26 protein-coding genes and 1 tRNA gene are annotated in these 25,016 nt (G+C 65.5%); 8 read left to right on the top strand and 19 right to left on the bottom strand.

Features of this window, described 5'->3' with window-relative positions:
- Positions 1–12: 12 nt before the first annotated feature.
- Positions 13–1,956 carry a M61 family metallopeptidase gene (locus B4A39_RS14940; RefSeq protein WP_292037364.1) on the top strand — a complete coding sequence of 648 codons (1,944 nt, stop codon included), beginning with the start codon at positions 13–15 and terminating at the stop codon, positions 1,954–1,956.
- A 51-nt stretch (positions 1,957–2,007) separates the two neighbouring features.
- The gene (locus B4A39_RS14945; protein ID WP_292037365.1) at positions 2,008–3,993 is read left to right on the top strand and encodes a M61 family metallopeptidase; all 1,986 of its coding nucleotides are present in this window, start codon (positions 2,008–2,010) and stop codon (positions 3,991–3,993) included.
- A 59-nt stretch (positions 3,994–4,052) separates the two neighbouring features.
- On the opposite strand, the gene B4A39_RS14950 is transcribed toward B4A39_RS14945, so the two are convergent.
- The 7 genes from B4A39_RS14950 to B4A39_RS14980 all read right to left on the bottom strand — a co-directional run bounded on the left by B4A39_RS14950 (position 4,053) and on the right by B4A39_RS14980 (position 8,805).
- Entirely contained in the window at positions 4,053–4,733 is a 681-nt protein-coding gene (locus B4A39_RS14950) for a type 1 glutamine amidotransferase domain-containing protein (RefSeq protein ID WP_292037366.1), read from the bottom strand.
- A gap of 149 nt (positions 4,734–4,882) precedes the next feature.
- A complete protein-coding gene (gene rplL, locus B4A39_RS14955; RefSeq protein WP_292037367.1) occupies positions 4,883–5,263 on the bottom strand; it encodes a 50S ribosomal protein L7/L12 in 381 nt (126 codons plus the stop codon).
- A 55-nt stretch (positions 5,264–5,318) separates the two neighbouring features.
- A complete protein-coding gene (gene rplJ, locus B4A39_RS14960) occupies positions 5,319–5,834 on the bottom strand; it encodes a 50S ribosomal protein L10 (RefSeq protein WP_292037368.1) in 516 nt (171 codons plus the stop codon).
- Positions 5,835–6,129: 295 nt separating this feature from the next.
- Positions 6,130–6,513, bottom strand: coding sequence for a DUF2059 domain-containing protein (locus B4A39_RS14965; RefSeq protein ID WP_292037369.1), 384 nt, complete (start codon positions 6,511–6,513; stop codon positions 6,130–6,132).
- Between the two features lie 190 nt (positions 6,514–6,703).
- Positions 6,704–7,141 carry an NUDIX hydrolase gene (locus tag B4A39_RS14970; protein WP_292037370.1) on the bottom strand — a complete coding sequence of 146 codons (438 nt, stop codon included), beginning with the start codon at positions 7,139–7,141 and terminating at the stop codon, positions 6,704–6,706.
- Positions 7,141–8,142 (bottom strand): inorganic phosphate transporter, encoded by a 1,002-nt coding sequence (locus B4A39_RS14975; protein ID WP_292037371.1) that lies wholly within the window; start codon positions 8,140–8,142, stop codon positions 7,141–7,143. The genes B4A39_RS14970 and B4A39_RS14975 overlap by 1 nt, the downstream gene beginning before the upstream one ends.
- A gap of 6 nt (positions 8,143–8,148) precedes the next feature.
- Positions 8,149–8,805 carry a DUF47 domain-containing protein gene (locus B4A39_RS14980; RefSeq protein ID WP_292037372.1) on the bottom strand — a complete coding sequence of 219 codons (657 nt, stop codon included), beginning with the start codon at positions 8,803–8,805 and terminating at the stop codon, positions 8,149–8,151.
- Here B4A39_RS14980 and B4A39_RS14985 point away from each other — a divergent pair.
- A complete protein-coding gene (locus B4A39_RS14985; RefSeq protein ID WP_292037373.1) occupies positions 8,740–10,146 on the top strand; it encodes an aspartyl/asparaginyl beta-hydroxylase domain-containing protein in 1,407 nt (468 codons plus the stop codon). The genes B4A39_RS14980 and B4A39_RS14985 overlap by 66 nt on opposite strands.
- On the opposite strand, the gene B4A39_RS14990 is transcribed toward B4A39_RS14985, so the two are convergent.
- The gene (locus B4A39_RS14990; RefSeq protein WP_292037374.1) at positions 10,143–10,559 is read right to left on the bottom strand and encodes a winged helix-turn-helix transcriptional regulator; all 417 of its coding nucleotides are present in this window, start codon (positions 10,557–10,559) and stop codon (positions 10,143–10,145) included. The genes B4A39_RS14985 and B4A39_RS14990 overlap by 4 nt on opposite strands.
- Before the next feature lie 55 nt (positions 10,560–10,614).
- Here B4A39_RS14990 and B4A39_RS14995 point away from each other — a divergent pair, with 55 nt between their 5' ends.
- Positions 10,615–11,226 (top strand): NAD(P)-dependent oxidoreductase, encoded by a 612-nt coding sequence (locus B4A39_RS14995; protein ID WP_292037375.1) that lies wholly within the window; start codon positions 10,615–10,617, stop codon positions 11,224–11,226.
- Between the two features lie 104 nt (positions 11,227–11,330).
- Here B4A39_RS14995 and rplA read toward each other — a convergent pair whose 3' ends face one another.
- From rplA to B4A39_RS15025, 6 genes are all read right to left on the bottom strand, one after another.
- Positions 11,331–12,017: a 50S ribosomal protein L1 gene (rplA, locus tag B4A39_RS15000; RefSeq protein WP_292037376.1), complete on the bottom strand. Its 687-nt coding sequence runs from the start codon at positions 12,015–12,017 to the stop codon at positions 11,331–11,333.
- 3 nt (positions 12,018–12,020) lie between these two features.
- On the bottom strand, positions 12,021–12,452 hold the full coding sequence (gene rplK / locus B4A39_RS15005) for a 50S ribosomal protein L11 (RefSeq protein ID WP_292037378.1): 432 nt from the start codon (positions 12,450–12,452) through the stop codon (positions 12,021–12,023).
- A gap of 198 nt (positions 12,453–12,650) precedes the next feature.
- A complete protein-coding gene (gene nusG, locus B4A39_RS15010; RefSeq protein ID WP_292037379.1) occupies positions 12,651–13,232 on the bottom strand; it encodes a transcription termination/antitermination protein NusG in 582 nt (193 codons plus the stop codon).
- Positions 13,233–13,245: 13 nt separating this feature from the next.
- A complete protein-coding gene (gene secE, locus B4A39_RS15015) occupies positions 13,246–13,545 on the bottom strand; it encodes a preprotein translocase subunit SecE (protein WP_292037380.1) in 300 nt (99 codons plus the stop codon).
- Between the two features lie 70 nt (positions 13,546–13,615).
- Positions 13,616–13,691 (bottom strand) — tRNA-Trp (locus B4A39_RS15020).
- A gap of 136 nt (positions 13,692–13,827) precedes the next feature.
- Positions 13,828–14,361 (bottom strand): pyridoxamine 5'-phosphate oxidase family protein, encoded by a 534-nt coding sequence (locus tag B4A39_RS15025; protein ID WP_292037381.1) that lies wholly within the window; start codon positions 14,359–14,361, stop codon positions 13,828–13,830.
- A 95-nt stretch (positions 14,362–14,456) separates the two neighbouring features.
- On the opposite strand from B4A39_RS15025, the gene B4A39_RS15030 reads away from it, so the two are divergent.
- Positions 14,457–14,861: a hypothetical protein gene (locus B4A39_RS15030; protein WP_292037382.1), complete on the top strand. Its 405-nt coding sequence runs from the start codon at positions 14,457–14,459 to the stop codon at positions 14,859–14,861.
- A 48-nt stretch (positions 14,862–14,909) separates the two neighbouring features.
- On the top strand, positions 14,910–15,653 hold the full coding sequence (locus tag B4A39_RS15035) for a Crp/Fnr family transcriptional regulator (RefSeq protein WP_292037384.1): 744 nt from the start codon (positions 14,910–14,912) through the stop codon (positions 15,651–15,653).
- 106 nt (positions 15,654–15,759) lie between these two features.
- Here the strand turns inward: B4A39_RS15035 and B4A39_RS15040 are convergent, their stop codons facing one another.
- The 4 genes from B4A39_RS15040 to B4A39_RS15055 form a co-directional block, all read right to left on the bottom strand.
- A complete protein-coding gene (locus B4A39_RS15040) occupies positions 15,760–16,428 on the bottom strand; it encodes an OmpW/AlkL family protein (protein ID WP_292037385.1) in 669 nt (222 codons plus the stop codon).
- Positions 16,429–16,598: 170 nt separating this feature from the next.
- Positions 16,599–16,718 carry a cytochrome bd-I oxidase subunit CydX gene (cydX, locus tag B4A39_RS15045; RefSeq protein WP_292037386.1) on the bottom strand — a complete coding sequence of 40 codons (120 nt, stop codon included), beginning with the start codon at positions 16,716–16,718 and terminating at the stop codon, positions 16,599–16,601.
- 22 nt (positions 16,719–16,740) lie between these two features.
- Entirely contained in the window at positions 16,741–17,889 is a 1,149-nt protein-coding gene (cydB, locus tag B4A39_RS15050; RefSeq protein ID WP_292037387.1) for a cytochrome d ubiquinol oxidase subunit II, read from the bottom strand.
- A gap of 25 nt (positions 17,890–17,914) precedes the next feature.
- On the bottom strand, positions 17,915–19,480 hold the full coding sequence (locus tag B4A39_RS15055) for a cytochrome ubiquinol oxidase subunit I (protein WP_292037393.1): 1,566 nt from the start codon (positions 19,478–19,480) through the stop codon (positions 17,915–17,917).
- Between the two features lie 218 nt (positions 19,481–19,698).
- On the opposite strand from B4A39_RS15055, the gene cydD reads away from it, so the two are divergent.
- Both cydD and B4A39_RS15065 read left to right on the top strand, forming a co-directional pair.
- A complete protein-coding gene (cydD, locus tag B4A39_RS15060) occupies positions 19,699–21,315 on the top strand; it encodes a thiol reductant ABC exporter subunit CydD (protein WP_292037388.1) in 1,617 nt (538 codons plus the stop codon).
- Positions 21,312–22,973: an amino acid ABC transporter ATP-binding/permease protein gene (locus B4A39_RS15065; RefSeq protein WP_292037389.1), complete on the top strand. Its 1,662-nt coding sequence runs from the start codon at positions 21,312–21,314 to the stop codon at positions 22,971–22,973. The genes cydD and B4A39_RS15065 overlap by 4 nt, the downstream gene beginning before the upstream one ends.
- A gap of 254 nt (positions 22,974–23,227) precedes the next feature.
- On the opposite strand, the gene B4A39_RS15070 is transcribed toward B4A39_RS15065, so the two are convergent.
- On the bottom strand, positions 23,228–24,550 hold the full coding sequence (locus B4A39_RS15070) for a hemolysin family protein (protein WP_292037391.1): 1,323 nt from the start codon (positions 24,548–24,550) through the stop codon (positions 23,228–23,230).
- Positions 24,551–25,016 lie beyond the last annotated feature (466 nt).

Consider the following 25,016-nt stretch of genomic DNA (forward strand, 5'->3'; position numbering starts at 1 on the left):
GGATTTCTGTCCATGAAGCGTTTCGCCCTGGCCGTCAGCGCCGCCGCCCTGCTGGTTTCCATCGGGGCGCCCGCCCTGGCCCAGGTCGGCACGCCCGCCCTGCCCGTGGCCCTGGCTCCCGTCCCCGAGCCCAGGGACGTCGCTTATCCCGGCGTCATCAGCCTCGACGTGGACGCGACCGACATCGACCGCCGTCTGGTCCAGGTGCGTCAGACCATTCCCGTGACCCAGGCCGGACCGATGGTCCTGCTCTACCCGCAATGGCTGCCGGGCAACCACAGCCCCGCCGGTCCCGTCGCCAACGTCGGCGGTCTGACCTTCACCGCCAACGGCCAACGGCTGGAGTGGGTGCGCAACACGGTCCAGCCCTGGGCCTATCAGATCGAGGTCCCCGCCGGCGTCAGCCAGATCGAGGTCGCCTTCCAGTGGCTGACCCCGATCGAGGGCAATCAGGGCCGCGTCGTCGTCACCCCCGAGATGCTGAACATCCAGTGGGAAAAAGCCCTCCTCTATCCGGCCGGCTACTACTCGCGTCAGATCACCTTCAAGCCGACGCTGAAGCTGCCGACCGGCTGGAACTACGGCGCCGGCCTCGACACCGTCAGCTTTGAAAACGGCCTGGCGACATTCGCCCCCATCTCTCTCGACCACCTGGCCGACAGCCCGGTCTTCGCGGGCCAGCACTATCGCCAGATCGACCTGGATCCGGGCGGCCGCTCGCCCGTCCGCCTCAACGTCGTGGCCGACACGGCCAAGATGCTGGAAGCCTCCGACGAACACATCCAGCTACACCGCAACCTGGTCCAGCAGGCCGACCGCCTGTTCGGCGCGCGCCACTTCAACCACTACGACTTCCTGGTCGCCGTGACGGACAAGCTGGGCGGCATCGGCCTGGAGCATCAGCGCTCGTCCGAGAACAGCGTCGACCCCAAATACTTCACCGACCGCGAGGCCACCCTGGCCGACCGCGACCTGCTGGGCCACGAATACACCCACAGCTGGAACGGCAAGTGGCGCCGCCCCGCCGACCAGATGACGCCCAACCTCAACGAGCCGCTGCAGAACTCCCTGCTCTGGGTCTATGAGGGCCAGACGCAGTACTGGGGCCTGGTCCTGACCGCTCGCGCCGGCCTCATGTCCAAGCAACAGGCCCTGGACGTCCTGGCCATGACCGCCGCCAGCTTCCAGAACATCCCCGGCCGCCAATGGCGGGCCATGCAGGACACCACCAACGACCCCATCATCGCCCAGCGCCGGCCCCAGCCGTGGGGCTCCTACCAGCGCAGCGAAGACTATTATCGCGAAGGCTCGCTGATCTGGCTCGACGCCGACACCCTGATCCGCGAGCAGACCGGCGGCCGGAAGTCGCTGGACGACTTCGCCAAGGCCTTCTTCGGCGTCCAGGACGGCGACTGGAACCCCGCCCCCTACACCTTCGACACCGTGACCTCGACCTTGAACGGCGTGCAGGCCAACAACTGGCCCGCCTTCCTGCGCGAGCGTCTGGACGCGGTCGGCCCTGCCTCCCGCGGCCCGCTGGACGGCATCGAGCGCGGCGGATACCGACTTGTTTTCAAGGAAGAAATGTCGGGATACATGGGAGCCCTGTATAAGGAACTGGGCCGCAACGACTTCACCTATTCGCTCGGCTTCATGATGAACAAGACGAACAAGATCACCTCGGTCGTCTGGGGCGGCCCGGCCTTCGAGCAGGGCCTGACAGCGGGCTGGGAGGTCGTCGCCGTCGGCGGACGCGCCGCTTCGGCCGACGCCCTCAAGGACGCCGTGACCGCCGCCAAGGGATCGTCTGAGCCGATCGAGATGATCCTCAAGAACGGCGACGCCTTCCGAACCGTCCGCTTCGACTACCACGACGGCCTGCGCTACCCCCACCTGGAGCGGATCGAGGGGACCCCCGACCGGCTGGGCGACATCCTGTCGCCTCGCCGTCGCTGACGCCCTCTGCCAAGCCTAAAGCCCGACCGCCTTCTGAGTTCTGGATTCTCGATGACCCGACGCCTGCCCGCCGCCGCCCTCGCCCTGTTGCTGACCTCGGTCGCCTCGACCGCGCTCGCCCAGCCCCAGGCCTGGACCGGCCCCCAGGCGCCGGCCTCGCCCACGCCCCAGAACACGCCCCTGGCCCTGCCCCGCGCCCTGCCGCCGATCCCGGCTCCAACCGCCGAGACCTACCCCGGCGTCATCCGGTATGAGGTCGACGCCACCGACGTGGAGCGCAAGATCGTCCGCGTGCGCCAGACCATCCCGGTCGCGGCCGGGCCGCTGGTCCTACTCTATCCCAAGTTCCTGCCCGGCAACCACGCCGCTACCGGCCCAATCCAGCTGATCTCGGGCGTGACGGTCACCGGCGGCGGAAGCCGCATCGACTGGCTGCGGGACACCATCGACCCCAACGCCTTCCACATCGACGTGCCCCAGGGCGTCAGCGAGATCGTGGTCGAGTTCCAGTGGCTGACCCAGCCCGACAGCTCGACCTGGCGCGTCGTCATGACCCCCGAGATGGTCAACCTGCAGTGGGAAAAGGCGCTCCTCTATCCCGCCGGCTACCGCTCGACCGGCATCACCTTCGCCCCGTCGATCCGCCTGCCCGAGGGCTGGAAATACGGCGTGGCTCTGGATACCGACCGCTATGAGAACGGCGTGGCGACCTTCCGCCCGACCGACCTCTACACCCTGATCGACAGCCCCCTGTTCGGCGGCGCCCACTTCCAGCGGATCGAGATCGACCCGCGCGGCGAGGCCGTCCACCTGAACATCGTGGCCGACGAGGCCAAGAATCTCGCCCCGACCGCAGAGCAGATCGCCTGGTTCGAGAACCTGGTCACACAGAGCGACCGCCTGTTCGGCGCTCGCCCCTATGACCGCTACGACTTCCTGGTCGCCGCCACCTCGAAGATGGGCGGCATCGGGCTGGAGCATCACCGCTCGTCCGAGAACTCGGTCCCGACCGACTTCTTCACGAACTGGGGCAAGAACTTGGGCGCGGTGGGCCTTCTCCCGCACGAGTTCGTCCACGCCTGGAACGGCAAGCGCCAGCGCCCTGCTGACGAGTTGACGGCCAACCACAACATCCCGACCCAGAACACCCTGCTGTGGGTCTATGAAGGCCAGACGGAATACTGGGGCGACGTCCTGACCGCCCGCTCCGGTCTGGCGTCGAAAGACGACATCCTGGTCAGCATCGCCGAAAACGCCGCCTTCTATGACAACCAGCCCGGTCGCGAATGGCGTCCGCTGCAGGATACCAACAATCACAACCTGCTCGGCTACCGGACCAGCAATCCCTATTCGTCGTGGATGCGCGGCACGGGCGACTATTACCGCGAGGCCCTGCTGATCTGGCTGGACGCCGACACCCTGATCCGCGAGGCCACGGGCGGCAGGAAGTCGCTGGACGACTTCGCCAAGGGCTTCTTCGGCGGCGACGACGGCTCCTGGGCCCCACGCGGCTATACCTTCGACGACGTGGTCGCGGCCTTGAACGCCGTCCATCCCCACGACTGGGCCAGTTTCCTGCGGACCCGCCTGGACGCCAACGGCCCGGACGCCAAGGCGCCGCTGGATGGTCTGGCGCGCGGCGGCTACCGCCTGACCTATACTGACAGCCTGACCGCCGACGAGAAGCGCATCCAGTCTGGCTGGGCCACCGACTTCCAGTATTCCCTGGGCTTCACCCTGTCTTCGTCGAACAAGCTCACGGGCGTCCGCTGGGGCGGCCGCGCCTTCGAGGCCGACATCGGCCCCGGCTGGGAACTGGTCGCCGTCAACGACCGCGCCGCCTCGGCCGAGGTCCTGCGCGACGCTGTCACTGCGGCCAAGGGAACAGATGCCCCGCTCAGCCTGCTGCTCAAGAACGGCGACCGCTACCGCACCGTCGCCTTCGACTACCACGAGGGCCTGCGCTACCCGCGCCTGGAGCGGATCCCCGGCACGCCGGACCGGATCGGCGACATCCTCAGCCCCCGCCGTCGCTAGACGGGAGACGCCAGACACCGAAAAGGCCCGGGAGCGATCCCGGGCCTCATTCATATCGGTCAGGCTTTCAGCAGCTTCAGCAGCGCCTCCGCCGCCTCCCGTGACGAGGCCGGGTTCTGGCCGGTGACCAGCGTTCCATCGGTAAGGACGTAAGAGCCCCAGTCCGCGCCCTTGCTGTAGCGCCCGCCCTTTGCGCTGAGCATGTCCTCCACCAGGAAGGGCACGACCCTGGTCAGGCCCACAGCCTCTTCCTCGCTGTTGGTGAAACCGGTCACGGCCCTGCCATTCACCAGAGGCTGCCCGTCCGCGCCCTTCACATCCTTCAGGACACCCGGCGCGTGACAGACGAAGCCAGTCGGCTTGCCCGCAGCGGCGAAGGCTTCGATCAGTCGGATGGAAGCGGGGTCATTGGCCAGATCCCACAGCGGTCCGTGGCCGCCGGGATAGAAGACAGCGTCGAAATCCCCGGCCTTCACATCGGCCAGCTTCTGGGTGGTCGCCAGAGCGGCCTGCGCCTCGGCGTCGGCCTTGAAGCGGCGGGTGTCCTCGCTCTGGGCGTCCTCGGCGTCGCTCTTGGGGTCCAGCGGCGGCTGCCCGCCCTTGGGCGAGGCGATGACGATCTCGGCCCCCGCATCCTTCAGGGCGTAATAGGGGGCGGCGAACTCTTCCAGCCAGAAGCCGGTCTTCTGGCCAGTGTCGCCGAGTTGGTCATGCGAGGTCAGGACCATCAGGATCTTCATTGGGCGCATCCTTGTGTGAGGCTGCTCACATGGCCTCGCCTCGTCCGCCTCGCCAGTCGCGCCCAAAAGAAAACGGGCCGGAGGTCTCCCTCCAGCCCGTTCCATGAAGTCTGAGCCACGGCCCGAAGGCCGAAGCGCAAAATCCGATCTTACTTGATCTGGATCTTGGCGCCGGCTTCTTCCAGCTTCTTCTTGATCTCTTCAGCGATCTGCTTCGAGACGTTCTCGACGACGTTCTGCGGAGCGCCTTCGACCAGGTCCTTAGCTTCCTTCAGACCCAGGTCCGAACGGACGCCGCGGACTTCCTTGATCACGTTGATCTTCTTGTCGCCGCCGTCGATCAGGACAACGGTGAACTCGGTTTGCTCTTCAGCAGCTTCGGCCGGAGCGGCAGCGCCGCCGACAGCAGCGACGGCGACCGGTGCGGCAGCCGAAACGCCCCACTTGTCTTCCAGCAGCTTCGACAGTTCAGCGGCTTCCAGGACGGTCAGAGCCGACAGTTCTTCAACGATCTTGGCGAGGTCAGCCATTTTAGTCTTCCTTCGGTAGGATGAGGTTCAGAGAGATATGCAGAGATGACGGGGCTTAGGCGGCGTCTTTGGTCGCGTATGCGTTGAAGACGCGAGCCAGCTGGCCGGCGGGTGCTTGCAGAACGCCAGCAACCTTGGTCGCCGGGGCTTGCAGCAGGCCGATGAGCTTGCCACGCAGTTGGTCCAGCGACGGCAGCTTGGACAGGGCGTCGACGCCCGCGGCGTCCAGCACCTTGTCGCCCATGAAACCACCGATGAGCTTGAACTTGTCGTTGCCCTTGGCGAATTCAGCCGAGACCTTGGCGGCGGTGACGGGGTCGGCTGCATAAGCGATGCCCACGGGACCCTTGAACAGGTCGTGGTATTCGCTGCCTTCCTCGACGCCCAGCGCCTTGAGCGCCAGACGGTTCTTCACCACCTTGAACGCGCCGCCTTCTTTACGAAGGCGACCACGCAGATCTTCCATCTCCGCAACGGTCAGACCCAGGTTGTGGGTCACGACCACGGCGCCCGCGTCGGCGAAAACGCTCTTCAGCGATTCGATCGACTCGGCTTTTTGTGCGCGGTCCATTGCGGTCTCCATTTCGGTATTCGCCGCCGGGCTTATTCCCGACGACGGATTTGGCCATAGCGCCGCGCATCGCTGCACAGCGTTCAGGCCGGTCTTATTGTCCGAAGGAAGCAGGCCTGTCCGGCCGGGAACGGCTGGACGAAGGTCTTTGCATCCCCATCTCCCCACGGCGCCAGAGGGCTCTCTGGACGATTATGACGTGAGCGACCCCCACGTCCCGAAGTTCTCGGACAGGATCCGCCTCGGCCGAAGCCTTAGCGAGAAGCCGCGCTCTATACAGGGCTGGGCGAGGAAATCAATGGCGGTTCGGCTTTGTGGCCGACGGCTCCTTGGCCACCTCGTCTTCGCAGTCAAACTGCCCGCAGAATTTCGTCATGATTTCGGTCATGAAGTCCTCCTGGAATTTCAGCATCGCGGGTTCGAGTTCGACGCTCACCTCGAGTTGCTTACGCGCTACGTTCTGGCCCAGCGGCGTCTCGTAGAAGGCGATCATCGCGGTCAGTTCGGCCTCCGTAAACAGCTCCGCATAGGCGGCTGCCGTCGCGGCCAACAGGGGCCGCATATGGGCTTGAACGATAGGCGCAGCATTCCGCCTCAGCCAGCGTACCTGCTCATCAGGCATGCTGTCGTCGAAATCGCCGAACGCCTGATCAATCGCCTGCTGCAGAACCTTGTCCATCCCGTTTGCCGAAAGAACCACCAAGCGGTTAGCCAGGGCGGGACGCGCGTCATCCTGAGCATGGGCCGATCCGGCCAGCAGCAGCGCCGCAAGGATAACGATCAGACTAAGTCTATGCATGGCCCCTCCCCAAGAAGAGGCATAGGTTCAGAATTCACCGTCACTCACAAGGTCGATCCGTGGCCCGAGCTCAGGTCGCGGGCTTAAAACCCCGGATCAACTCGGCCAGGTCCGCCTCGTGCACCGCGCCGGCGGCCTCAGCCTGCGGCATCCAGCGACGCTCGCGTTGCAGGTCCTCGGGCCAGGCGCCCAGCTGAATCAGGACTTCCAGCGGATAGACCGCCACGACGCAGGCCTGAACGCCCCCCGTTTTCAACCGCTTGCCATAGCGGAAATGGCCGATCGGCGCGTCCAGGGTCTCGCCTTGAACGCCCGCCTCCTCATAGGCCTCCTGGGCAGCCGCTTGGGGATCGGTCTTGCCGATCATGCGGCCGCCCTTGGGAATGACCCAGCGCCGCGTTTCGCGTGAGGTGATCATCATCACCTCGAGGCCCGCCTCACCCCTCCGCCACGGCAGAGCCGCGACCTGGCGATTCTCGGATGTCTCTGTTCGAGCGGGAGCGGTCATCAGGTCAGGAACAGGCCGCCAACGAAGTAGAAGATCGCACCGATGGCGGCGGCGGCGGGCATGGTGATGAACCAGGCGGTGACGATGCTGCGCGCCACGCTCCAGCGCACGGCCGAGACCCGCTTGGCCGCGCCCACGCCGACGATGGCGCCGGTGATCGTGTGGGTGGTCGAAACCGGAATGCCCATGCTGGTGGCGGCGAACAGGGTGATTGCCCCGCCCGTCTCGGCACAGAAGCCCTGCTGCGGGCTCAGGCGCGTGATACGTGAGCCCATGGTGTGGACGATCTTCCAGCCGCCGAACAGCGTGCCCAGCGCAATGGCGGCCTGACAGGTGATGACCACCCAGAACGGCACATGGAACTCGCCGCCCAGCATGCCGCGCGAGTACAGCAGGATGGCGATGATCCCCATGGTCTTCTGGGCGTCATTGCCGCCGTGTCCCAGAGAATAGGCTGAAGCGGAAACGAACTGCAGCCCTCGGAACACGCGATCGGCGAAGTTCGGATTGGCCTTGGCGAACAGCCAAGACACGATCAAGACCAGCAACAGCGCCAACAGGAAGCCGATGGCCGGCGACATGAAGATGGCGCCCACGGTTTTCAGCACCCCGGCGATAACCACGGCGCTGGTCCCCGCCTTGGCGATGCCGGCGCCCAGCAGACCGCCGACCAGGGCGTGCGAGCTGGACGAAGGAATACCCGCCAGCCAGGTGATGACGTTCCAGCTGATGGCCCCCATCAGGGCGCCGAAGATCACCTGATCGGAGATCACGTCGGGCGAAATGATCCCCCGCCCGATGGTGTCGGCCACGTGCAGCCCGAAGAAGAGGAAGGCGATAAAGTTGAAAAAGGCCGCCCAGCCGACCGCATAGATCGGCGGTAAAACACGCGTTGCCACAATGGTGGCGATGGAATTGGCCGCGTCGTGCAGGCCGTTCAGAAAGTCGAACAGCAGAGCGACGCCGATCAGGAAGATCAGGATCAGGAGTGCGTGATCCATCGGGCCCTACAGGTGCTCGACCAAGACGCCATTGATGCGGTTCGCCACGTCCTCGAAGCGATCGACGACCTTCTCGAGGTGATCGTAGATCTCGCCGCCGATGATGAAGCCCAGGGTGTTGCCGCCCGTCATGTCGTGGCGATGCAGTTCGTAAAGCGCCTTCATGCCCTCGTCGTAAAGGGTGTCGCTGCGGCTCTCGAGCACGGCGATCTGCTCGGTCAGTTCATTCAGCCGCTCGTGGTTCTTCCGCATAGCGGGCAGCAGGGACACCGCTTCCACCGTCAAGGCGCCGCACTGAACCGCGATGTCGGCCAGTTCGCGCATCTTGGGGGCGAACGAACGCATCTCGTACAAGGTGACGACCTTGGCCGTCTTCTGCATCTGGTCGATGGTGTCGTCCAGCGAGTTGGTCAGGCCGCGAATATCCGAGCGGTCAAAAGGCGTGATGAAGCTGCGACGTACGGCGAACAGGACCTCGCGCGCCACATCGTCAGCCTCATGCTCATGATCGACGATCTTCTGGCACCAGTCGGGCGTGGCCTCGCCTCCGTCCAGCATGGCGCGCAGCGCCTCCGCGCCCTTTACCAGGGTGGCGGCGTGGGCGTCGAACAGGCGGAAGAAGTTGTCTTCCTTGGGCAGCAGCGCCTGGAACCAGCTCAGCATCGATCGTCTCCGAAAGGGCCGCGCTTCGCGACTGCGCCCCAAGACCGGAATTACCCCCGCCCCGTCAAGTCGTCCGCATACGGAAATTTTGGTTTCCCACAATCCTCATTGACGCCCCGCTTGCGGCGCAACATTACGCTGAGTTCATGTTTGTGTTCGCATTGGGGAATGCGCATGCGAGACCAAGGTGCTGCTCAGGACCAGCTTCTCATTCAGGCGGGTCAGGCGCTGGCCCGGCGTGACCCTCATCAGGCGCTCTCCCTGCTGGATCAGGCCGACGCCTTCGGGCGGACGCACAACGCCACGCTAAACCGCGCTGTCGCCCTTCGCCTTCTGGGTAACTTCCACGCCTCGCTCGCCGTTCTCGACGAAGCGCTGGACATGAAGCCGTATGACTTCGCCGCCCTGCTGGCGAAAGGCGCCATGCTGGAAAAAATCAATCAGCCCAAGGCGGCGATCGACGTCTATCGTAACGCGCTGAAGATTGCGCCGCCGCGCTCCGCCTGCCCGCCCGGCGTCGTAGCGCAGATGGACTACGCCGCGCGCATGGTGGAGCAACACGCGCGCGCCCTGGGCGACTTCATGCGTCAGCGCCTCGCAGGCTTGCGCGCCGATGTGGGCGAGGCGGCGCTTGAACGGTTTGACGAAGGCCTGGAAATCTATGCCGGCCTGATCCAGCCGCCAAAGCAGCAGCCGCTGCTGCTGAACTACCCCCGCCTTCCGGTCATTCCCTTCTACGATCGCAGCCTGTTTCCATGGTTGACGACGCTGGAAGAGGCCACGCCTGTTATTCAGGAAGAACTCGCAATCCTCCTCGACACGGCCATGGACGAGTTCGCGCCCTACATCGCCTACCCCAAGGGCGCGCCGGTCAATCAGTGGGGCGAGTTGAACCACTCTCGCAAATGGAGCTCGCTGTTCCTGTGGAAAGACGGGCGCCGCCAGGACGCCGTTTGCGCCCGGTGCCCACATACGGCCGCCGTACTGCAAAGCCTTCCGATGGCCGACCAGGACGGCTTTGCGCCGACGGCCATGTTTTCGGCGCTGCAACCACACACCCATATCCCGGCGCACACCGGCTCCTCGAACGTCCGCCTACTGGCTCACCTTCCGATCATCCTGCCCGGGCCGGCCCGTTTCCGTGTCGGCAACACCACCCGCTTCTGGGAGATGGGAAAGGCCTGGGTCTTTGACGACACGATCGAGCATGAAGCGTGGAATGATGCCGATGAGATGCGCGTCATCCTGATCTTCGACGTCTGGAACCCCTATCTTGACGATAAGGAAAAGATGCTCATCACGGAAATGATGAAGGCGCAGCGCGACTTCCAGACCGCCTAACCGATCCGTTCGTCATAAGCCGTCTGCGCAAGGGCCACCTCGGGCATTCGGGTCTCGGCCCAGTCGATCACGGGTTGCAAGGCTTGAACCAGGGCCTGGCCTAGCGGCGTGATGGCGTAGGTGACGGACACGGGGACCGACGCCTCAACGGAGCGCGTCGCCAAGCCATCCCGCTCCATCTGGCGAAGGGTCTGGCTGAGCATCTTCTGCGACACGCCCTCGATCCGGCGTTTCAGCGCGTTGAACCGCATCGGCTCGACCGCCAGGGTGGTCAAAAGCAGCACCGTCCATTTGTCGGCGATCCGGTCCAGCAACAGCCGCGTCGGGCAGTTGGCGGCATAGACATCACCGCGCCACAGGGCGGTGGCGGTTTCCGCCGGGTGACCAGATGAGATTTCAGTGCCTTCTTGCATGGTCGCTTCCTATAGCACACCTGGTTTCCATTGGTAACTTAATGGAGACCTTCCAATGAAAGTCACAGTGCTCGGCGCCAGCGGTCGCGCGGGATCGGAGATTACCAGGGAATTGGCTCGTCGTGGGCATCAGGTGACCGGGGTCGCCCGCAACCCCGCCCGCATTCCTGCTGGCGACGGCATCAGCGCGGTCAAAGGCGACGCGACCGATGCTGTCGCCCTCCCGGCGCTGCTCAAGGGCGCTGACGCCGTGGTCAGCGCCATCATGTTTACGGACACTGATCCCGACACGCTGATCGCGGCGGTCAAGGCGGCGGATGTCCCGCGCTATCTGGTCGTGGGCGGCGCGGGCAGCCTGGACGCCGCGCCGGGCCTGAAAGTGATCGACACCCCGGACTTCCCCGACATCTACAGGGCCGAAGCCGCCGCAGGCGGGCGCTTCCTGGATCGCCTGCGTCAGGAAGCCGACCTCGACTGGACTTTCCTGTCGCCCTCGGCCGTGTTCGACGGCGACGAGCGCACCGGCCAGTTCCGCCTCGGCGGCGACAGCCTGCTGTCAACCGCCGACGGCCGCAGCGCCATCTCCTTTCCCGACTACGCCATCGCCATGGCCGATGAGATCGAGGTGCCAAGGCACAGCCGCCAACGCTTCACCGTCGGCTACTGAGCCTCCAAAGGGCCTCAAGTAGCGCTCGGCGCGGTAGGCCCACATAGAAAAAGGCCCCGGAGATCGCTCTCCGGGGCCTTCGTCATTTCAGCATCAGGCTGAGATCAGACCAGCGAAGCCGGATCGATCTTGAAGCCCGGGCCCATCGTCGAAGACAGGGTAATGCGCTTCACATAGGTGCCCTTGGCGCCGGCCGGCTTGGCGCGGTTCAGCGCGTCCACGTAGGCCTTGACGTTGGCTTCCAGGGCTTCCTGCGTGAAGGAGACCTTGCCGATGCCGCCGTGAGCGATACCGGCCTTCTCGACGCGGAACTCAACGGCGCCGCCCTTGGCGTCCTTGACGGCTTGGGCGACGTTCGGGGTCACGGTGCCGACCTTGGGGTTCGGCATCAGGCCGCGCGGACCCAGCACCTTACCCAGACGGCCGACCAGGGCCATCATGTCGGGCGAGGCGATGACGCGGTCGAAGTCCATCAGACCACCGTTGATCTGCTCATACAGATCTTCGGCGCCGACGTACTCAGCGCCGGCGGCGCGGGCTTCATCAGCCTTGGCGTCCTTGGCGAAGACGGCGACGCGAACGTCACGGCCGGTGCCCGACGGCAGATTGACGACGCCGCGGACCTGCTGGTCGGCGTGACGCGGGTCAACGCCCAGGTTGACGGCGATTTCCATCGACTCGTCGAACTTGGCCTTGGCGTTGTCCTTGACCAGCTTGATGGCGTCGGCGAACGGCAGGAGGTCCTGCGTGACGCCGGTGCGAGCCTTGTGAGCCTTGGTTTGCTTAGCCATGGATTAGCCCTCCACCACTTCGATGCCGATCGCGCGGGCCGAGCCTTCGATGATCCGCGAAGCGGCGTCGAGGTCGTTGGCGTTCAGGTCTTTCATCTTCTTCTCGGCGATTTCGCGCAGTTGCGTCTGCGTGATCTTGCCGGCGATTTCGCGACCGACGAGCTTGGCGCCCGACTTAATGCCGGCGGCCTGCTTCAGGTAGAAGGTGGCCGGCGGGGTCTTGGTGACGAAGGTGAACGACTTGTCCTGATAGACCGTAATGACGGTCGGCAGGGGCGTGCCCTTGGCTTCCTTCTCGGTGCGCGCGTTGAACTCCTTGCAGAAGCCCATGATGTTGACGCCGCGTTGACCCAGAGCCGGGCCGATCGGGGGCGAAGGCGTGGCCGAACCGGCCGGCACTTGCAGCTTGATATAGCCGAGAATCTTCTTGGCCATTGGTCTCTCCTATGAATGGCCCCAGGCGCTAAGCCTCGGAGCCGGTGAGCCGTGGTGCGGCATGGCTGCCTTCCACGGATTTGCCGCTTCGCGACCCGAGGCCGCCAAGCGAAGGCGCGCGTTTAGCAGGGAGACCCCGCAAACGCAAACGAGGGCCGCAAACGCGACCCTCGAATGGATTGAGCCAAGAGGTCCGGCTTAGCCGCCGGTCTTCTCGACCTGATTGTATTCCAGATCCACCGGCGTCGGACGGCCGAAGATCGACACGGCCACGCGCAGGCGGGCGTTGTCTTCGTCGACGCTCTCGACCTGACCTTCGAAGCTGGCGAAGGGACCGTCGATGACCTTGAGGGTTTCCCCGATGTCGAAGCGGATGGTGGGCTTCGGACGCTCGACGCCCTCTTCCACCTGGCCGATGATGTTCTGGACCTCGCGCTCCGAGACCGGCAGCGGTTTGGTGCCGCCAGCGGCGCCCAGGAAGCCCGTGACCTTCGGCGTGTTCTTGACCAGGTGATAGGCGTTGTCGGTCATCTCCATCTTCACCAGCACGTAGCCGGGGAAGAATTTGCGTTCCGAGTTCACCTTGCGGCCGCGACGGATCTCGACGACGTCCTCGGTCGGAACCAGGATTTCGGAGAAGTTGTCCTCAAGGCCCTGCTGCTTGGCCTGCAGCCGCAGTTGCTCAGCGACCTTCTTTTCGAAGTTCGAGTAGGCGTTGACGATATACCACTTGTGGCGGGGATTGGCCGCCGGCTTGGTTTCGGGCGCTGCATCGGTCATGTGCGCGTCTCCTTTATTGGCCGAGGCCGAGAATGAAGCGGGACGCGAAGCCCAGCCCCGTATCCACGATCCAGAAGAAGGCCGAAGCGATCAGAACCATGATGAAGACCATCACGGACGTGATCCAGGTTTCCTTGCGGCTGGGCCAGACGATCTTGCGGGCTTCAGCGCGAACCTGGCTCGCGAACTGAGGGATCGAGGTCTTTTTCTTGGGTGCGGGCGCGTCAACAGCGACCGTGGCGGCGCCGGATGCGGCGGCTGCGGTCTGGTTTCCCACGGTGCGGCGACCGCCGGGGGTCTTCGCCTTGGCCATATGACGTCTCTTCAACCTCTGGAACCTGTCGCCTCACATGGGAACTCCCAAGCGACCGCGACAGGGGGAATGGCAGGAGCGGAGGGACTCGAACCCACGACCCTCGGTTTTGGAGACCGATGCTCTACCAGCTGAGCTACACTCCTAGTGTCCCGGACAAAGATCAATGCGCCGTGAGCAAGCTCGACGGCGCTAACCTCGCCAGAGGGGGGCATATGCCTGACGGCCGAGGGCATTTCAAGGGGCGTTTCGCGATAACCACCGACAGATGCGCAGGAATGTTCAGAACAGCCGCGCCACGGCGCTTGGCTCATAGCTGACGCCATGTACGACACGGTCAGGATCGCCGATCGAGAACGTCTGGGCGCGACTTCGGCCGTCGACCACGGCCACCGCCTCGACCTGTTCGGGAATCACCTTGACCACCGCCACGGCGTCACCGCCAGGCGCCCAGGGACTGATTTCGGGCGAACGGGCAAGGATCAAGTCGTTAAGGCGCTGGACCTCGTCGCCATCGGTCACCTCTTCCGCCCGACCATCGATGGATACCCCTACCGCTTCGCCCTCCCCCGCCACGCCGCGCACAGCCACGCCCACGCGCGGGTCCGCGATGATATTGCGCAGCTTCTCGCTGTCGCGGGCGGTGACAAAATAGAGGTTCAGCCCGTCATTCAGATAGCCGAGGGTGCTGGCCTGCGGCCGCCCGTCCGAACGGTTGCTGGCCAGGGTCATCAGCCGCTGCCCGTCCAGCAGCTTCAGGATTGCAGCCACCGCCGCACCATGGATGGGGATCACGCTGGATGCTGTTGTGCTCATGGCTGAACTCCTCGGATGAGAACCTGCGGCGACCTGCCCAGGTTCACCTTGACACAGATCAAGGCGATTGGGTTTGGGACGCGTGAAATGGCCGCATGACCACGCCCCGCTTCATGCCGGACGCCCCAAGCCTGGATGTCGTTCCCCTGACCGAGGCTGACGCGCCGGCCGAGTTCGCGCTCGCGCAGATGTGGCGCCCCGATCTGGGTGCGGACCAGTGGCGGAATTTCCTGCGCGATTGGCGCGCCGCTCCCGACAGCCGAGGCATCCTGAGCGCCCGTAGCCAGCGCGGCGGCGTTCTGGGCTTCGTCAGCTGGTGGCGTCTGCCGGACCTCGAGTATGGTGAAACCCTGTGGGTCGGCCCGTTCGTGGTGCGCGAGATGGGCGTGCGTCCCTTGGTGCGACAAAGTCTGGCGGTGGAACTGACCGCTCTGGCGCATCGGTTGGGGGCCAGGCTACGCTATGCCGAAGACGCCGCCTGGGACAGCCTGTCCACTTAGAAGGCGATCTCCGGTCAGCTAGGCTGTGGCGGAACGCTGGAGTCGACCATGACCGTCCACAACCCCGCCCTGGCCGTAACCACGGACGTCCGCCTGGAAGACGTCCACCCCTGCGCCACCTGCGGAGCGCGACCTCTGGGCGTCTGCGCCGACCTGAAGGGTCATGAGCTGCAGAACATGGCTTGCGCCAGCGAGACGGTGACGGCGCAACCGGGCCAGGCCCTGTTCCATGAAGGCGATCCCAACCCCTTCGTCTTCAATGTCGTGGACGGCGCGGTGAAACTCTATCGCCTGCTGCCCGACGGCCGGCGCCAGATCACCGGCTTCCTGTTTCAGGGCGATTTCCTGGGGCTTGGCGGTCGCGGTCCCTCCAGCTTCACCGCCGAGGCCCTGACGCCGCTGAGCGCCTGCCGCTTCCGGCGCGGCGACTTCGATCAGCTGCTGAACGCCCTGCCGGCGCTGGAGCACCGTTTGGTGGCCATGGCGGGCGACGAGCTTATGGCGGCGCAAGAACAGATCGTGCTGCTGGGCCGCAAGACGGCGCGCGAACGCATCGCCAGCTTCCTGACCCGTCTGTCGGCGCGGCAGGTGCAACTGGGCGGCGAGGAAGGTCGTGTCCACCTGCCTATGACCCGCCTCGACATCGCCGACTATCTGGGCCTGACGATAGAGACCGTCAGCCGGGTCTTCACCCAGTTCAAGACGTCGGGCCTGATCCAGTTGCTGCCCAACAACGATGTGGCCCTGCCCGCCCCCCAGGCGCTGAAAGCACTGGGCGAAGGCGCCGCCTGAGCCGAAGAGAATGATCGACGGCGCCGCCTGAAAGCGGGCCCCATTTCGAGGGGGATGGGGTGCGGGCTGACGACCCGCACCCTCGCCCCGCATCGACTCGAAAGCTCTAGAACTTCCGGCCGACGCCCACCGACACGACCCACGGATCAAGGCTGACGTTGCTCTTCAGCGCGCCGCCGTTGATCCTGGCGTCCGTGTCGAACCACACCTTCTTGGCGTCGAGGTTGACGGTCCACGGCCCCGACAGATTCCAGTCCGCGCCAGCCTGCAACGCGACACCGAAGCCATTGTCCAGATCGACGTCGAAGCCGTTCTTATCCTTGCCCTTGAAGAAGGCCATGTAGCTGGCGCCGGCCCCGACATAGGGGCTGATCGTGGCGTTGGGCGCAGGCCGGTATTGCAGCGTCACGATGGGCGGCAGGACCCAGGTCTCGTGCACGGCCACATCCGTCGTCCCGCCCCTGGCGCGGACCTCATGCTGGGTCGCGCCCAGAATGGCCTCGACCGCCCAGTGGTCGGCGACGAAATAGGTGAAGCCCAGGGTCGGCATCCAGTCGTCGCCCACATCGACCTTCAGGCCGCTGTCGGCCCCGGCGGCGGTGACGATGGCGTCATCGGCCTGCGGCAGGACGCCCGTCATGCGGGCGGTGACGATCAACGTGCCCTTGCCGACCGGCTCGGGGGCGGCGTCCATTCCCCAGGAATTTTGGGCCGAGGCTGCGCTGGCCAAGGTCAGCACGCTGGCGGCGGCCAGAAGGGCTGCGGCGGTTTTCATCGGTAGCATTCCCGACAATCGCCGGATCGAGAGGAGTCCGGCTTCGATGTCGAGATCAGCGTCCTACGCCCTGTCTTTCACCGCCTTGATCCAGCGCAAGCGTCAGGAAACAAATACAAAAAAGCCTCCCCAGCCGAAGCTGGAGAGGCTGATTTCATTGACCAGACAAGTCAGGGCTCGGAACGTCCTTCATCCCCCTCGTCGAACAGACGGAACTCGTGCCACAGGCCGTTCAGCACGCCGAAGGCGATGGCGAGGCCGAGGCCGAGGATCCAGGCGAAATACCACATGGAAAGATCTCCTTTCGCGGGATCAGTAGAGGTCGGGGTTGGTCTTCAGCGCATCCATCGTCGAGCGCCCCCACAGCACCTTGTAGACCCAGGCGGTGTAGAGAAGGACGAAGGGCAGGAAGACAGCGACCACGATCAGCATGATGAACAGGGTCGTGTGGCTGGACGAGGCGTTCCACACGGTCAGGCTGGACTGGGCGCTGATCGAGCTGGGCAGGATGAAGGGGAACATCGACAGGCCGACCGTCGAGATGATCCCCACCGCCGAGGCCGAGGAGCCGCCGAAGGCCAGGGCCGCCGACTTGCGCCACATGCCAAACAGGCCGATCGCTGCGCCCGCAAAGCCCAGAACCGGGGCGATGATCATCCACGGATAGAGGCCATAGTTGTCCATCCAGGCGCCTGGCGCCGCCTCGACCGCCGTGCGCAGCGGGTTGGACACGCCTCCGGTGTCGACCGCGCCGGTGATACGAAAGCCCATGTCGCCAAACGCCACCATGGCGCCACCAACCGCGAACAGCACCAGACTGGCCAGACCGGCGGCGGTGCCTATGGCGCGGGCGCGCTTCAGCACTACGCCCTCCTCGCCCTTAACCGCCAGCCAGGCCGCGCCGTGAAGCACCAGCATGGCGACCGACAGCAGGCCGCAGATCAGGGTGAAGGGCGTGAACAGGCCCAGCAGGCTGCCTTCGTAGAAGCTGCGCAGATCACTATCCAGACGGAAGGGGGCGCCCATCAGGACGTTGCCGACGGCGACGCCGAACACCAGGGCCGGGACGAAGCTGCCGATGAACAGGCCCCAGTCCCACATGGAGCGCCAGCGCGCCTCGGGCCGCTTGGAGCGGTACTTGAACGAGACCGGCCGCAGGATCAGCGCGGACAGGACCAGGAACATGGCCAGGTAAAAGCCCGAGAAACTGACGGCATAGACCTGGGGCCAGGCGGCGAAAATGGCTGCGCCGCCGACGATAAACCAGACTTGGTTGCCCTCCCAGGTCGCGCCGATGGTGTTGATCACCATACGGCGCTCTTCATCCGTTTTGGCGACGAAGGGCAGCAGGGCGCCGACGCCCATGTCGAAACCGTCCGTCAGGGCGAAGCCGATCAGCAGCACGCCCAGCAGTCCCCACCAGATCAGGCGGAGCGTGGTGTAGTCGAGGGGAAGTTCCATCTCTCTTTTCCTTCAACGACCGGGGTCAGGCGACCGCCGGTTCGCCTTCCGTGCTGGCGTCGGCTTCGCGGGCTTCCTGTTCGGCGAAGGGTCCCTTCTTGACCGCGCGGAGGATCAGACCGACCTCCACCACAGCCAGGGCCCCATAGAGCAGGGTGAAGCAGATGATCGTGGTCCACAGTTGCGGCACGCTGAGGCTGGACGCGCCGAGGAAGGTCGGCAGAACCCCCTCAACGGCCCAGGGCTGACGCCCCACCTCGGCCAGAAGCCAGCCGGACTCGATGGCGATCCACGGCAAGGGAATGGCCAGGACAGCCAGACGCAGGAACCACCTCGTCTCATGCTTGCGCAGCGTGCACAGGATGAAGGCCGTGGCGAACAGACCGATCATCAGAAAGCCGATGCCGGCCATGATACGGAAGACCCAGAACATCAGCGGCACGTTGGGCACCGTGTCCCACGCCGCCAGCTTGATCTGATCCGGCGTAGCCAGACGCGGATCGGCGACATAGCGCTTCAACAGCAGGCCGTAGCCCAGGTCATTGCGCACGCTCTCGAACTGGGAGCGAGCGGCCATGTCGGTGTGGTCCGCCTTGACTTTCTCCAGGGCGTCATAGGCGATGACGCCGCGTTCGATACGGTCCTCGGCGACGGCGACCAGTTCCAGGATGCCGATGACCGGCTTGTCGATGCTGCGCGTCGAGATCAGGCCCAGGACGTAGGGAATCTTGACCTCGAAATGGGTATGGCGGTCTTCCAGGCTGGGCAGGCCGAAGGCGGTCAGACCGGCGGGCGCCGGCTCGGTGCGCCACATGGCCTCCAGTGCGGCCAGCTTCATCTTCTGGTTGTCGGTCAGGGCGTAACCCGACTCATCGCCCAGGACCACGACTGATAGGGACGACAGCAGTCCGAAGGCGGCAGCCACCGTCATGGACCGCTTGGCGAAGCCGACGTGCTTTCCCTTCAGCAGGTAGAAGGCAGAGATGCCCAGCACGACCACGGCGGCGCAGACGTAGCCGGCCGATACGGTGTGAACGAACTTGGCCTGGGCCACCGGGTTGAAGATCACCGCCATGAAGTCGGTGACTTCCATCCGCATGGTGTCGGGATTGAAGGCGGCGCCGACCGGGTTCTGCATCCAGCCGTTGGCGGCCAGAATCCAGAGGGCCGACAGGTTGGTGCCCAGGGCGACCATGAAGGTCACGAACAGGTGGGCGTGCGGCTTCAGTTTGTCCCAGCCGAAGAACATCAGGCCGACGAAGGTCGCCTCCATGAAGAAGGCCATCAGGCCCTCGATGGCCAGCGGCGCCCCGAAGATGTCGCCCACGTAGTGCGAGTAGTAGGACCAGTTCATGCCGAACTGGAATTCCATGGTCAGGCCGGTGGCCACGCCCAGCACGAAGTTGATGCCGAACAACACGCCCCAGAACCGGGTGATGGTCCGCCAGATTGGCCGGCGCGTCATCACATAGATGCTCTCCATGATGACCAGCATGAAGGAGAGGCCCAGAGTGAGGGGCACGAACAGAAAGTGGTATAGCGCCGTCAGTGCGAACTGAAGGCGTGACAGGTCTACGACCGCCAGGTCGATCATGGGCTCAAGCTCCTGACCGCCAGCCCTCATCGACCGGCGTTCTACTATAACCTAAAGCTTGCCGTTTCGGCATGCCTTGATCCTGATCAAAGCCCGAGCGGGACGACTCGCTCTAGACGGCGTTTCGCCCAAGGTTGTTTCGTCACAAGGACGATTCGCCCAATGCGCCTTCGCGCTGGTCCATGTCTGTTCGCGCGGACGGAGCAGGAGAAACGATGACGGCCCAGCCGATTGCAGCAGACGCCACCCCGGCCCAATGGCTGAAGACAGCGCTGTCGCCCCGCAAGCGGATCATGGCCTTGGCCAGCGGTCTGGTGATCGCCGACGCCGTGCCGGCTGTGGGGTTCGCCGCCGGCCTCGGCTTGGCCGTCGGCGCCTTGCCGCAAGGGTTCAGCCATGCTCTGCCGGGCGCGGCGCTGGCCGTGGTCTCGCTGCTGGCGCGCGGTCTACTGACCCAGGCCGCGAACCGGGTGACAGCCCGCGCCGCGCGCACCGTCAAGGGCGACCTGCGGCGTCAGGCCCTGAACGGCGCCTTTTCCAGTCGCCTGTCCGACGCCGAAACAATGACCGCCACGCACGAAGGCGTCGAGGCGCTGGACGGCCATGTCTCGCGCTTTCTGCCCGCACGCACGGCCGCCGCCGTCACGCCCCTGCTGTTGATCGCCGCTACCGCCGTGGTCAGCCCCTTCACCGCCGGCATCCTGCTCTTCACCCTGGCCCCCTTCGTGATCGGCATGGTCCTGACCGGCATGGCGGCGGGCGTCGAGAGCCGCCGTCAGTTTCAAGCGCTGGAAAGGCTGTCCGGCCTCTTCCTCGATCGCATCCGCGCCCTGCCCGCCATTCTCGCCTTCCAGGCCGAAACGCAGCAGACTGCGGTCATCGCCAGCGCCTCTGAAAATCTGGCGCAGCGCACCAGCAAGGTGCTGAAGATCGCCTTTCTGTCCTCGGCGATTCTGGAGTTCTTCTCGGCTCTGGCCGTGGCCCTGGTCGCCGTCTACTGCGGGTTCAACCTGCTGAAACTGCTGCCCTTCCCCGCGCCCGAACAATTGAGCCTGACCCGCGCCTTCTTCCTGCTGGCCTTGGCGCCTGAGGTTTATGCTCCGATGCGCCGTCTGGCCGCCGCCTATCACGACCGGCAGGCCGCAGAGGCCGCTGCGCCCAGCTTGCGTCAGCTGACCGAGGATGTCGGAGCCGCGCCTGCCCGTCCGCCCTTGCCGGCCAACGCCCCCGCCATCGCCTTCCGTCAAGTCGGCGTCGCCTACGAGGCGGGCGCGCCCGTCTTGTCGGGCTTCAATCTGAACATCGCCCCCGGCGCCACGGTGGCTCTGCTCGGGGCCAGCGGTTCGGGCAAGAGCAGCCTGCTGCATCTCTTTCTCGGCCTGGCCCCCCTGACCGAGGGCGAGGTCGAGGTCGGCGGCGTCCTTCTCTCCGATCATCCCGACCTGACCGCCTGGATCGCCTGGGCCGGTCAATCGCCCGTCGTGGTCCCCGGAACTCTGGCCGAGAACATAGCCCTGGCCTGGCGGGGGGCGCCGTCAGGGCGCGTCATGGAAGCCGCCGCCCGCGCCGGCTTCACCGGCGATCTGAACCGGGTGATCGACGAACGCGGCGGCGGTCTGTCGGGCGGCGAACGGCGACGGCTGGGCCTGGCCCGCGCCTTCCTCAAGCCCGCCCCCATCCTGCTGCTGGACGAGCCCACCGCCAATCTGGACGCCGCTTCCGAAGCCGCCCTGCTGCACGTCATCCGCGCGGCTGCCGAAGGCCGCACCACCTTGATCGCTACCCATTCAGATGCTGTCGCAGAGATAGCCGACGTCGTGGTGCGCCTGTGAGCGCCGTCAACACCGCTGGCGTCGCTCGCCTCAAGACCCTGATCCGGGCGCAGGAACGCCGGCAAGGCGTGCGCCTGCTGGCGGCCGCGGTCACCGCCGCCCTGGTGGCCGCCGCGGCGGTCCTGCTGCTGGGGATTTCGGGCTGGTTCATCACCGCCTCGGCGTTGGCCGGGCTGGCGGGCGCCGCCGTGGCGCACAGCTTCAACTTCATGGTGCCCAGCGCCCTGATCCGCTTCTTCGCCATCGTCCGCACCGGCTCGCGCTACGCCGAGCGGATCACCGGCCATGACGCCGCGCTCAAGGCCTTGGCAACCTTGCGTCCCCAGGTGTTCGAGGGCGTGGCGCGCGGCCCCGTTCGGCGCGCCTTGGCGCTGGCCGGCGGCGAGGCCTCATCGCGGCTGGTTCAGGACGTGGACGCCATTCAGAACCGCTTCGTGCGCCTGTCCGCCCCCTGGGGCGCGATAGCAGGCCTGATCGCCGGGCTCGGACTGGCCTTGCTGGCTGGCTGGAAGACAGCCCTCGCCATCGCCGTCGCCAGCGCCCTGGGCTTGCTGGCCGCCGCCCTGGTCGGTCGTCTGCTAGCCGAGCCTGCCGGGCGTGAGGTGCAGGCTGCATCGGGCGAGTTCAAGGCCCGGTTCGCCGCCCTGGCCGCCGCCGCGCCCGAACTACAAGCCTACGGCATCAAGCCCTGGGCCGTAGATCGACTGGCTGAACAGGGCTCTGTCCTGGAACGCGCGACGGAGCGTCTGGCGTCGGCCAGTGGCTGGATCATGCTGACCCAGTCGATCGCCATGGTAGCGGCCATCGTCGGCGTCATGGCCACTGCCGGAGCCGCTTCCCCGCCCCTGATCGCGCTCGCCGTTCTGGCGGCCGTGACCACGGTCGAAAGCGCGGGCGCCCTGCTGACCGCCTTGCGTCACAACGGCGCGGTCGAGGCGGCGATCGAGCGGCTGGGCGAATTGCTGGATGAACCGACCCCGACTTCGGACCAGTCGGTCGCCCCCGTCGTCGGCCTGCCCTCGGTCGCACTGACGTTGACCCCGCCTCAGCGCCTTGGGATCGCCGGTCCGTCCGGCGCGGGCAAGACCACCCTGATCGAACGACTGATGCAGTTGCGCGCTCCGCTGCGCGGCGAAGCCACGCTGGGCGGCGTCGATTGCATGGTGGTCGCGCCCCACGCCGCCCGCGCCCTGTTCGCCTACGCCCCTCAGCAGGCTGTCCTGCTCGCCGGCTCCATCCGCGAAAACCTGAAGCTGGCCCTGCCGGCAGCCGATGACGACACGCTGTGGGCTGCGCTGGAGGACGCCGACCTGGCTGACCGTGTCAGAAGCACGCCCGCCGGCCTGAACGCCCCCCTTGGAGAAAACGGCGCTCGGCTGTCGGGGGGCGAACGCCGCCGTCTGGGTCTGGCCCGCGCCTACCTGCGCCCGGCGCCCTGGTTGGTGCTGGACGAGCCCACCGAAGGTCTGGACGTCGTAACCGAAGCACGCGTTCTGGAGCGCCTCACGCGACGTCTGGAACGCACTGGCCAGGGCCTGATCCTGATCAGCCACCGACCCGCGCCCCTGGCCCTGTGCGATCGGCGCCTGGCGGTCACCGGCCTTTCCTCGTCCGGCTCGGTGCAGATGTCCCTGTCGAAGGACCGCACGACGGCCTGACCTCCCTCACTCCTTTGATCTCGGTCAAGGCGAAGCGCCCTGCGAGCGGCTTTGCTGGGATCAAAGGAGATACCCATGCCTGCAGACGTCATCCCCGTCATCGCCGCTATCGTTTCAGCCTTCCTGGTCTTCATGGCCGGCTTGGGCTTCGCGTCCGTGTGGAGCAACATGAGCGACAAGCCGAAGCGATGATCATGAAAAAGCGCGCATCCGCCGGGCGAATGCGCGCTCGATCAGATCACCTGATGGGCGGATCAGTCGTTGTCGGTCGGTCCGCTTTCCTGTCCCGGAATGATCGCGCGGAACAGCAGCTTGTCGATCCGGCGATCGTCCATGTCGATCACCTCGACCTCGAAGCGCCCCAACTGAAGCACCTCGCCCTCCTGGGGCAGACGCGACAGCTGATGCAGCACCAGACCGGCGACGGTGTGGAAACTCTCATGCTCGCCGAAGTCCTCGCCCAGCACATCGCCCAGTTCGTCCAGATCGGCCTGGCCGTCGACCGCCCACGACCCGTCTTCGCGCTTGCGGATCGACAGATCGACCTCGTCGTGGCTCTCGTTGAAGTCGCCGGCGATCATCTCCAGCAGGTCGGTCGCCGTCACAACGCCTTCGAAGGCGCCGTATTCGTCCACGACGAAGGCCATGTGCACCTTCGACCCCTTCAGGATCTCCAGCGCCTTCAAGACCGAGGTCGACTGCGGAATGAAGGCGGGCTCGGCCACCAGCTTCTCGATATCGAACGAACCGTCGGTCAGCAGACCATCCAGCAGGTCCTTCTTGTGCACCACGCCCAGAGGGTTATCGACGTCGCTCTCGCGCGCGACCACGATCCGCGAATAGGGGCAGGTGCGGATTTCCTCACGCAGAACGTCCTCGGGATCGTCGAGGGCGATCCAGAAGACCTCGTGGCGCGGCGTCATGGCCACGCGCACAGCGCGATCGCCCAGACGCAGGATCTCCTCGATCATCACCTGTTCTTCAGGCTCGATCAGACCCGCCGAGGCGCCCTCGGCCAGAATGCTCTCGACCTCCTCCTGGGTCACGTCCGAACCGTCTCGGTCCTTGACGCCCAGCAGCTTCAGGATGCCCGACGTCGAGGCCGTCAGCAGAAGCACGAAGGGCTTCATCAACAGCGCCATCGTCGAGATCGGCGCCGCCATCTTGGAGGCGATGGTCTCGGGGAAGATCAGGGCCAAGCGCTTGGGCACCAGTTCGCCGACAATCAGCGAGACATAGGTGATCAGCACCACCACCAGGGCTGTTGAGGCGAACTGCGAATAGGGAGCCAGAGCCGGGAAGCTTACCTCCAGGATCCGGTCCAGTTCACCAGCGATGGTCGCCTGGCCGTAGGCGCCCGCCAGAATTCCGATCAGGGTGATGCCGACCTGGACCGCCGAGAGGAACTGCGTCGGCTCCTCGGACAGCTTCAGGGCGGCTCGCGCCCCGCGATCACCGCGCTCGGCACGGCTTTGTAACTTGGATTTACGTGATGAAACGACCGCAAGCTCGGTCATGGCGAAGAGGCCGTTCAGCACCACAAGCAGCAGCACGACGACAATAGCGATGGTCAACATCGAAAGGGGAAAAACCCGCGGCGCGGCGCGACAAGCGGCGTCCGCGCGGCGACAATAAGGCCGATCGCGTCGCTACGCCAGCGGTTCATGCGGCAAATCGTAGATCAACCGCTGCGTCCGACGCCTATCGAGCCATAGACTCCCGACGACGGCTCCCCAGTCCGGTGATCCTGAACGCTGGCGCAGGCGCTCATCCCGATGATGGTGCCGATGAACAATCCGAGTCTTATCGCGCGCCGCATCATGGTTACCCATTCGTTAAAGCCGATCCTCAACGTGGGCTAGCACATGCGGTTCCGCCGCCGTCTTCGTCCGCGACGGGTGAACCGAACGGCTGACGCAGAAACGGCCCCCCGGATCGCTCCGGGGGGCCGCTCTGTTACTCGGTACTCCGACCGCTCCGAGGAGCCGCCGGTACGCCTACTGCTCGGGTCTGAAGACCCGGTCCATCGATTACTCGACGATC

The organism is Brevundimonas sp. UBA4553 (assembly GCF_002387245.1).
Lineage (GTDB): Bacteria > Pseudomonadota > Alphaproteobacteria > Caulobacterales > Caulobacteraceae > Brevundimonas.

What these genes read in the sequence shown, in the direction of transcription:
- B4A39_RS14940 (WP_292037364.1), top strand. Translation starts at nt 13, where the DNA reads ATGAAGCGTTTCGCCCTGGCCGTCAGCGCCGCCGCCCTGCTGGTTTCC.
- B4A39_RS14945 (WP_292037365.1), top strand. Translation starts at nt 2,008, where the DNA reads ATGACCCGACGCCTGCCCGCCGCCGCCCTCGCCCTGTTGCTGACCTCG.
- B4A39_RS14950 (WP_292037366.1), bottom strand. Translation starts at nt 4,733, where the DNA reads ATGAAGATCCTGATGGTCCTGACCTCGCATGACCAACTCGGCGACACT.
- rplL (WP_292037367.1), bottom strand. Translation starts at nt 5,263, where the DNA reads ATGGCTGACCTCGCCAAGATCGTTGAAGAACTGTCGGCTCTGACCGTC.
- rplJ (WP_292037368.1), bottom strand. Translation starts at nt 5,834, where the DNA reads ATGGACCGCGCACAAAAAGCCGAGTCGATCGAATCGCTGAAGAGCGTT.
- B4A39_RS14965 (WP_292037369.1), bottom strand. Translation starts at nt 6,513, where the DNA reads ATGGACAAGGTTCTGCAGCAGGCGATTGATCAGGCGTTCGGCGATTTC.
- B4A39_RS14970 (WP_292037370.1), bottom strand. Translation starts at nt 7,141, where the DNA reads ATGACCGCTCCCGCTCGAACAGAGACATCCGAGAATCGCCAGGTCGCG.
- B4A39_RS14975 (WP_292037371.1), bottom strand. Translation starts at nt 8,142, where the DNA reads ATGGATCACGCACTCCTGATCCTGATCTTCCTGATCGGCGTCGCTCTG.
- B4A39_RS14980 (WP_292037372.1), bottom strand. Translation starts at nt 8,805, where the DNA reads ATGCTGAGCTGGTTCCAGGCGCTGCTGCCCAAGGAAGACAACTTCTTC.
- B4A39_RS14990 (WP_292037374.1), bottom strand. Translation starts at nt 10,559, where the DNA reads ATGCAAGAAGGCACTGAAATCTCATCTGGTCACCCGGCGGAAACCGCC.
- B4A39_RS14995 (WP_292037375.1), top strand. Translation starts at nt 10,615, where the DNA reads ATGAAAGTCACAGTGCTCGGCGCCAGCGGTCGCGCGGGATCGGAGATT.
- rplA (WP_292037376.1), bottom strand. Translation starts at nt 12,017, where the DNA reads ATGGCTAAGCAAACCAAGGCTCACAAGGCTCGCACCGGCGTCACGCAG.
- rplK (WP_292037378.1), bottom strand. Translation starts at nt 12,452, where the DNA reads ATGGCCAAGAAGATTCTCGGCTATATCAAGCTGCAAGTGCCGGCCGGT.
- nusG (WP_292037379.1), bottom strand. Translation starts at nt 13,232, where the DNA reads ATGACCGATGCAGCGCCCGAAACCAAGCCGGCGGCCAATCCCCGCCAC.
- secE (WP_292037380.1), bottom strand. Translation starts at nt 13,545, where the DNA reads ATGGCCAAGGCGAAGACCCCCGGCGGTCGCCGCACCGTGGGAAACCAG.
- B4A39_RS15025 (WP_292037381.1), bottom strand. Translation starts at nt 14,361, where the DNA reads ATGAGCACAACAGCATCCAGCGTGATCCCCATCCATGGTGCGGCGGTG.
- B4A39_RS15030 (WP_292037382.1), top strand. Translation starts at nt 14,457, where the DNA reads ATGACCACGCCCCGCTTCATGCCGGACGCCCCAAGCCTGGATGTCGTT.
- B4A39_RS15035 (WP_292037384.1), top strand. Translation starts at nt 14,910, where the DNA reads ATGACCGTCCACAACCCCGCCCTGGCCGTAACCACGGACGTCCGCCTG.
- B4A39_RS15040 (WP_292037385.1), bottom strand. Translation starts at nt 16,428, where the DNA reads ATGAAAACCGCCGCAGCCCTTCTGGCCGCCGCCAGCGTGCTGACCTTG.
- cydX (WP_292037386.1), bottom strand. Translation starts at nt 16,718, where the DNA reads ATGTGGTATTTCGCCTGGATCCTCGGCCTCGGCCTCGCCATCGCCTTC.
- cydB (WP_292037387.1), bottom strand. Translation starts at nt 17,889, where the DNA reads ATGGAACTTCCCCTCGACTACACCACGCTCCGCCTGATCTGGTGGGGA.
- cydD (WP_292037388.1), top strand. Translation starts at nt 19,699, where the DNA reads ATGACGGCCCAGCCGATTGCAGCAGACGCCACCCCGGCCCAATGGCTG.
- B4A39_RS15070 (WP_292037391.1), bottom strand. Translation starts at nt 24,550, where the DNA reads ATGTTGACCATCGCTATTGTCGTCGTGCTGCTGCTTGTGGTGCTGAAC.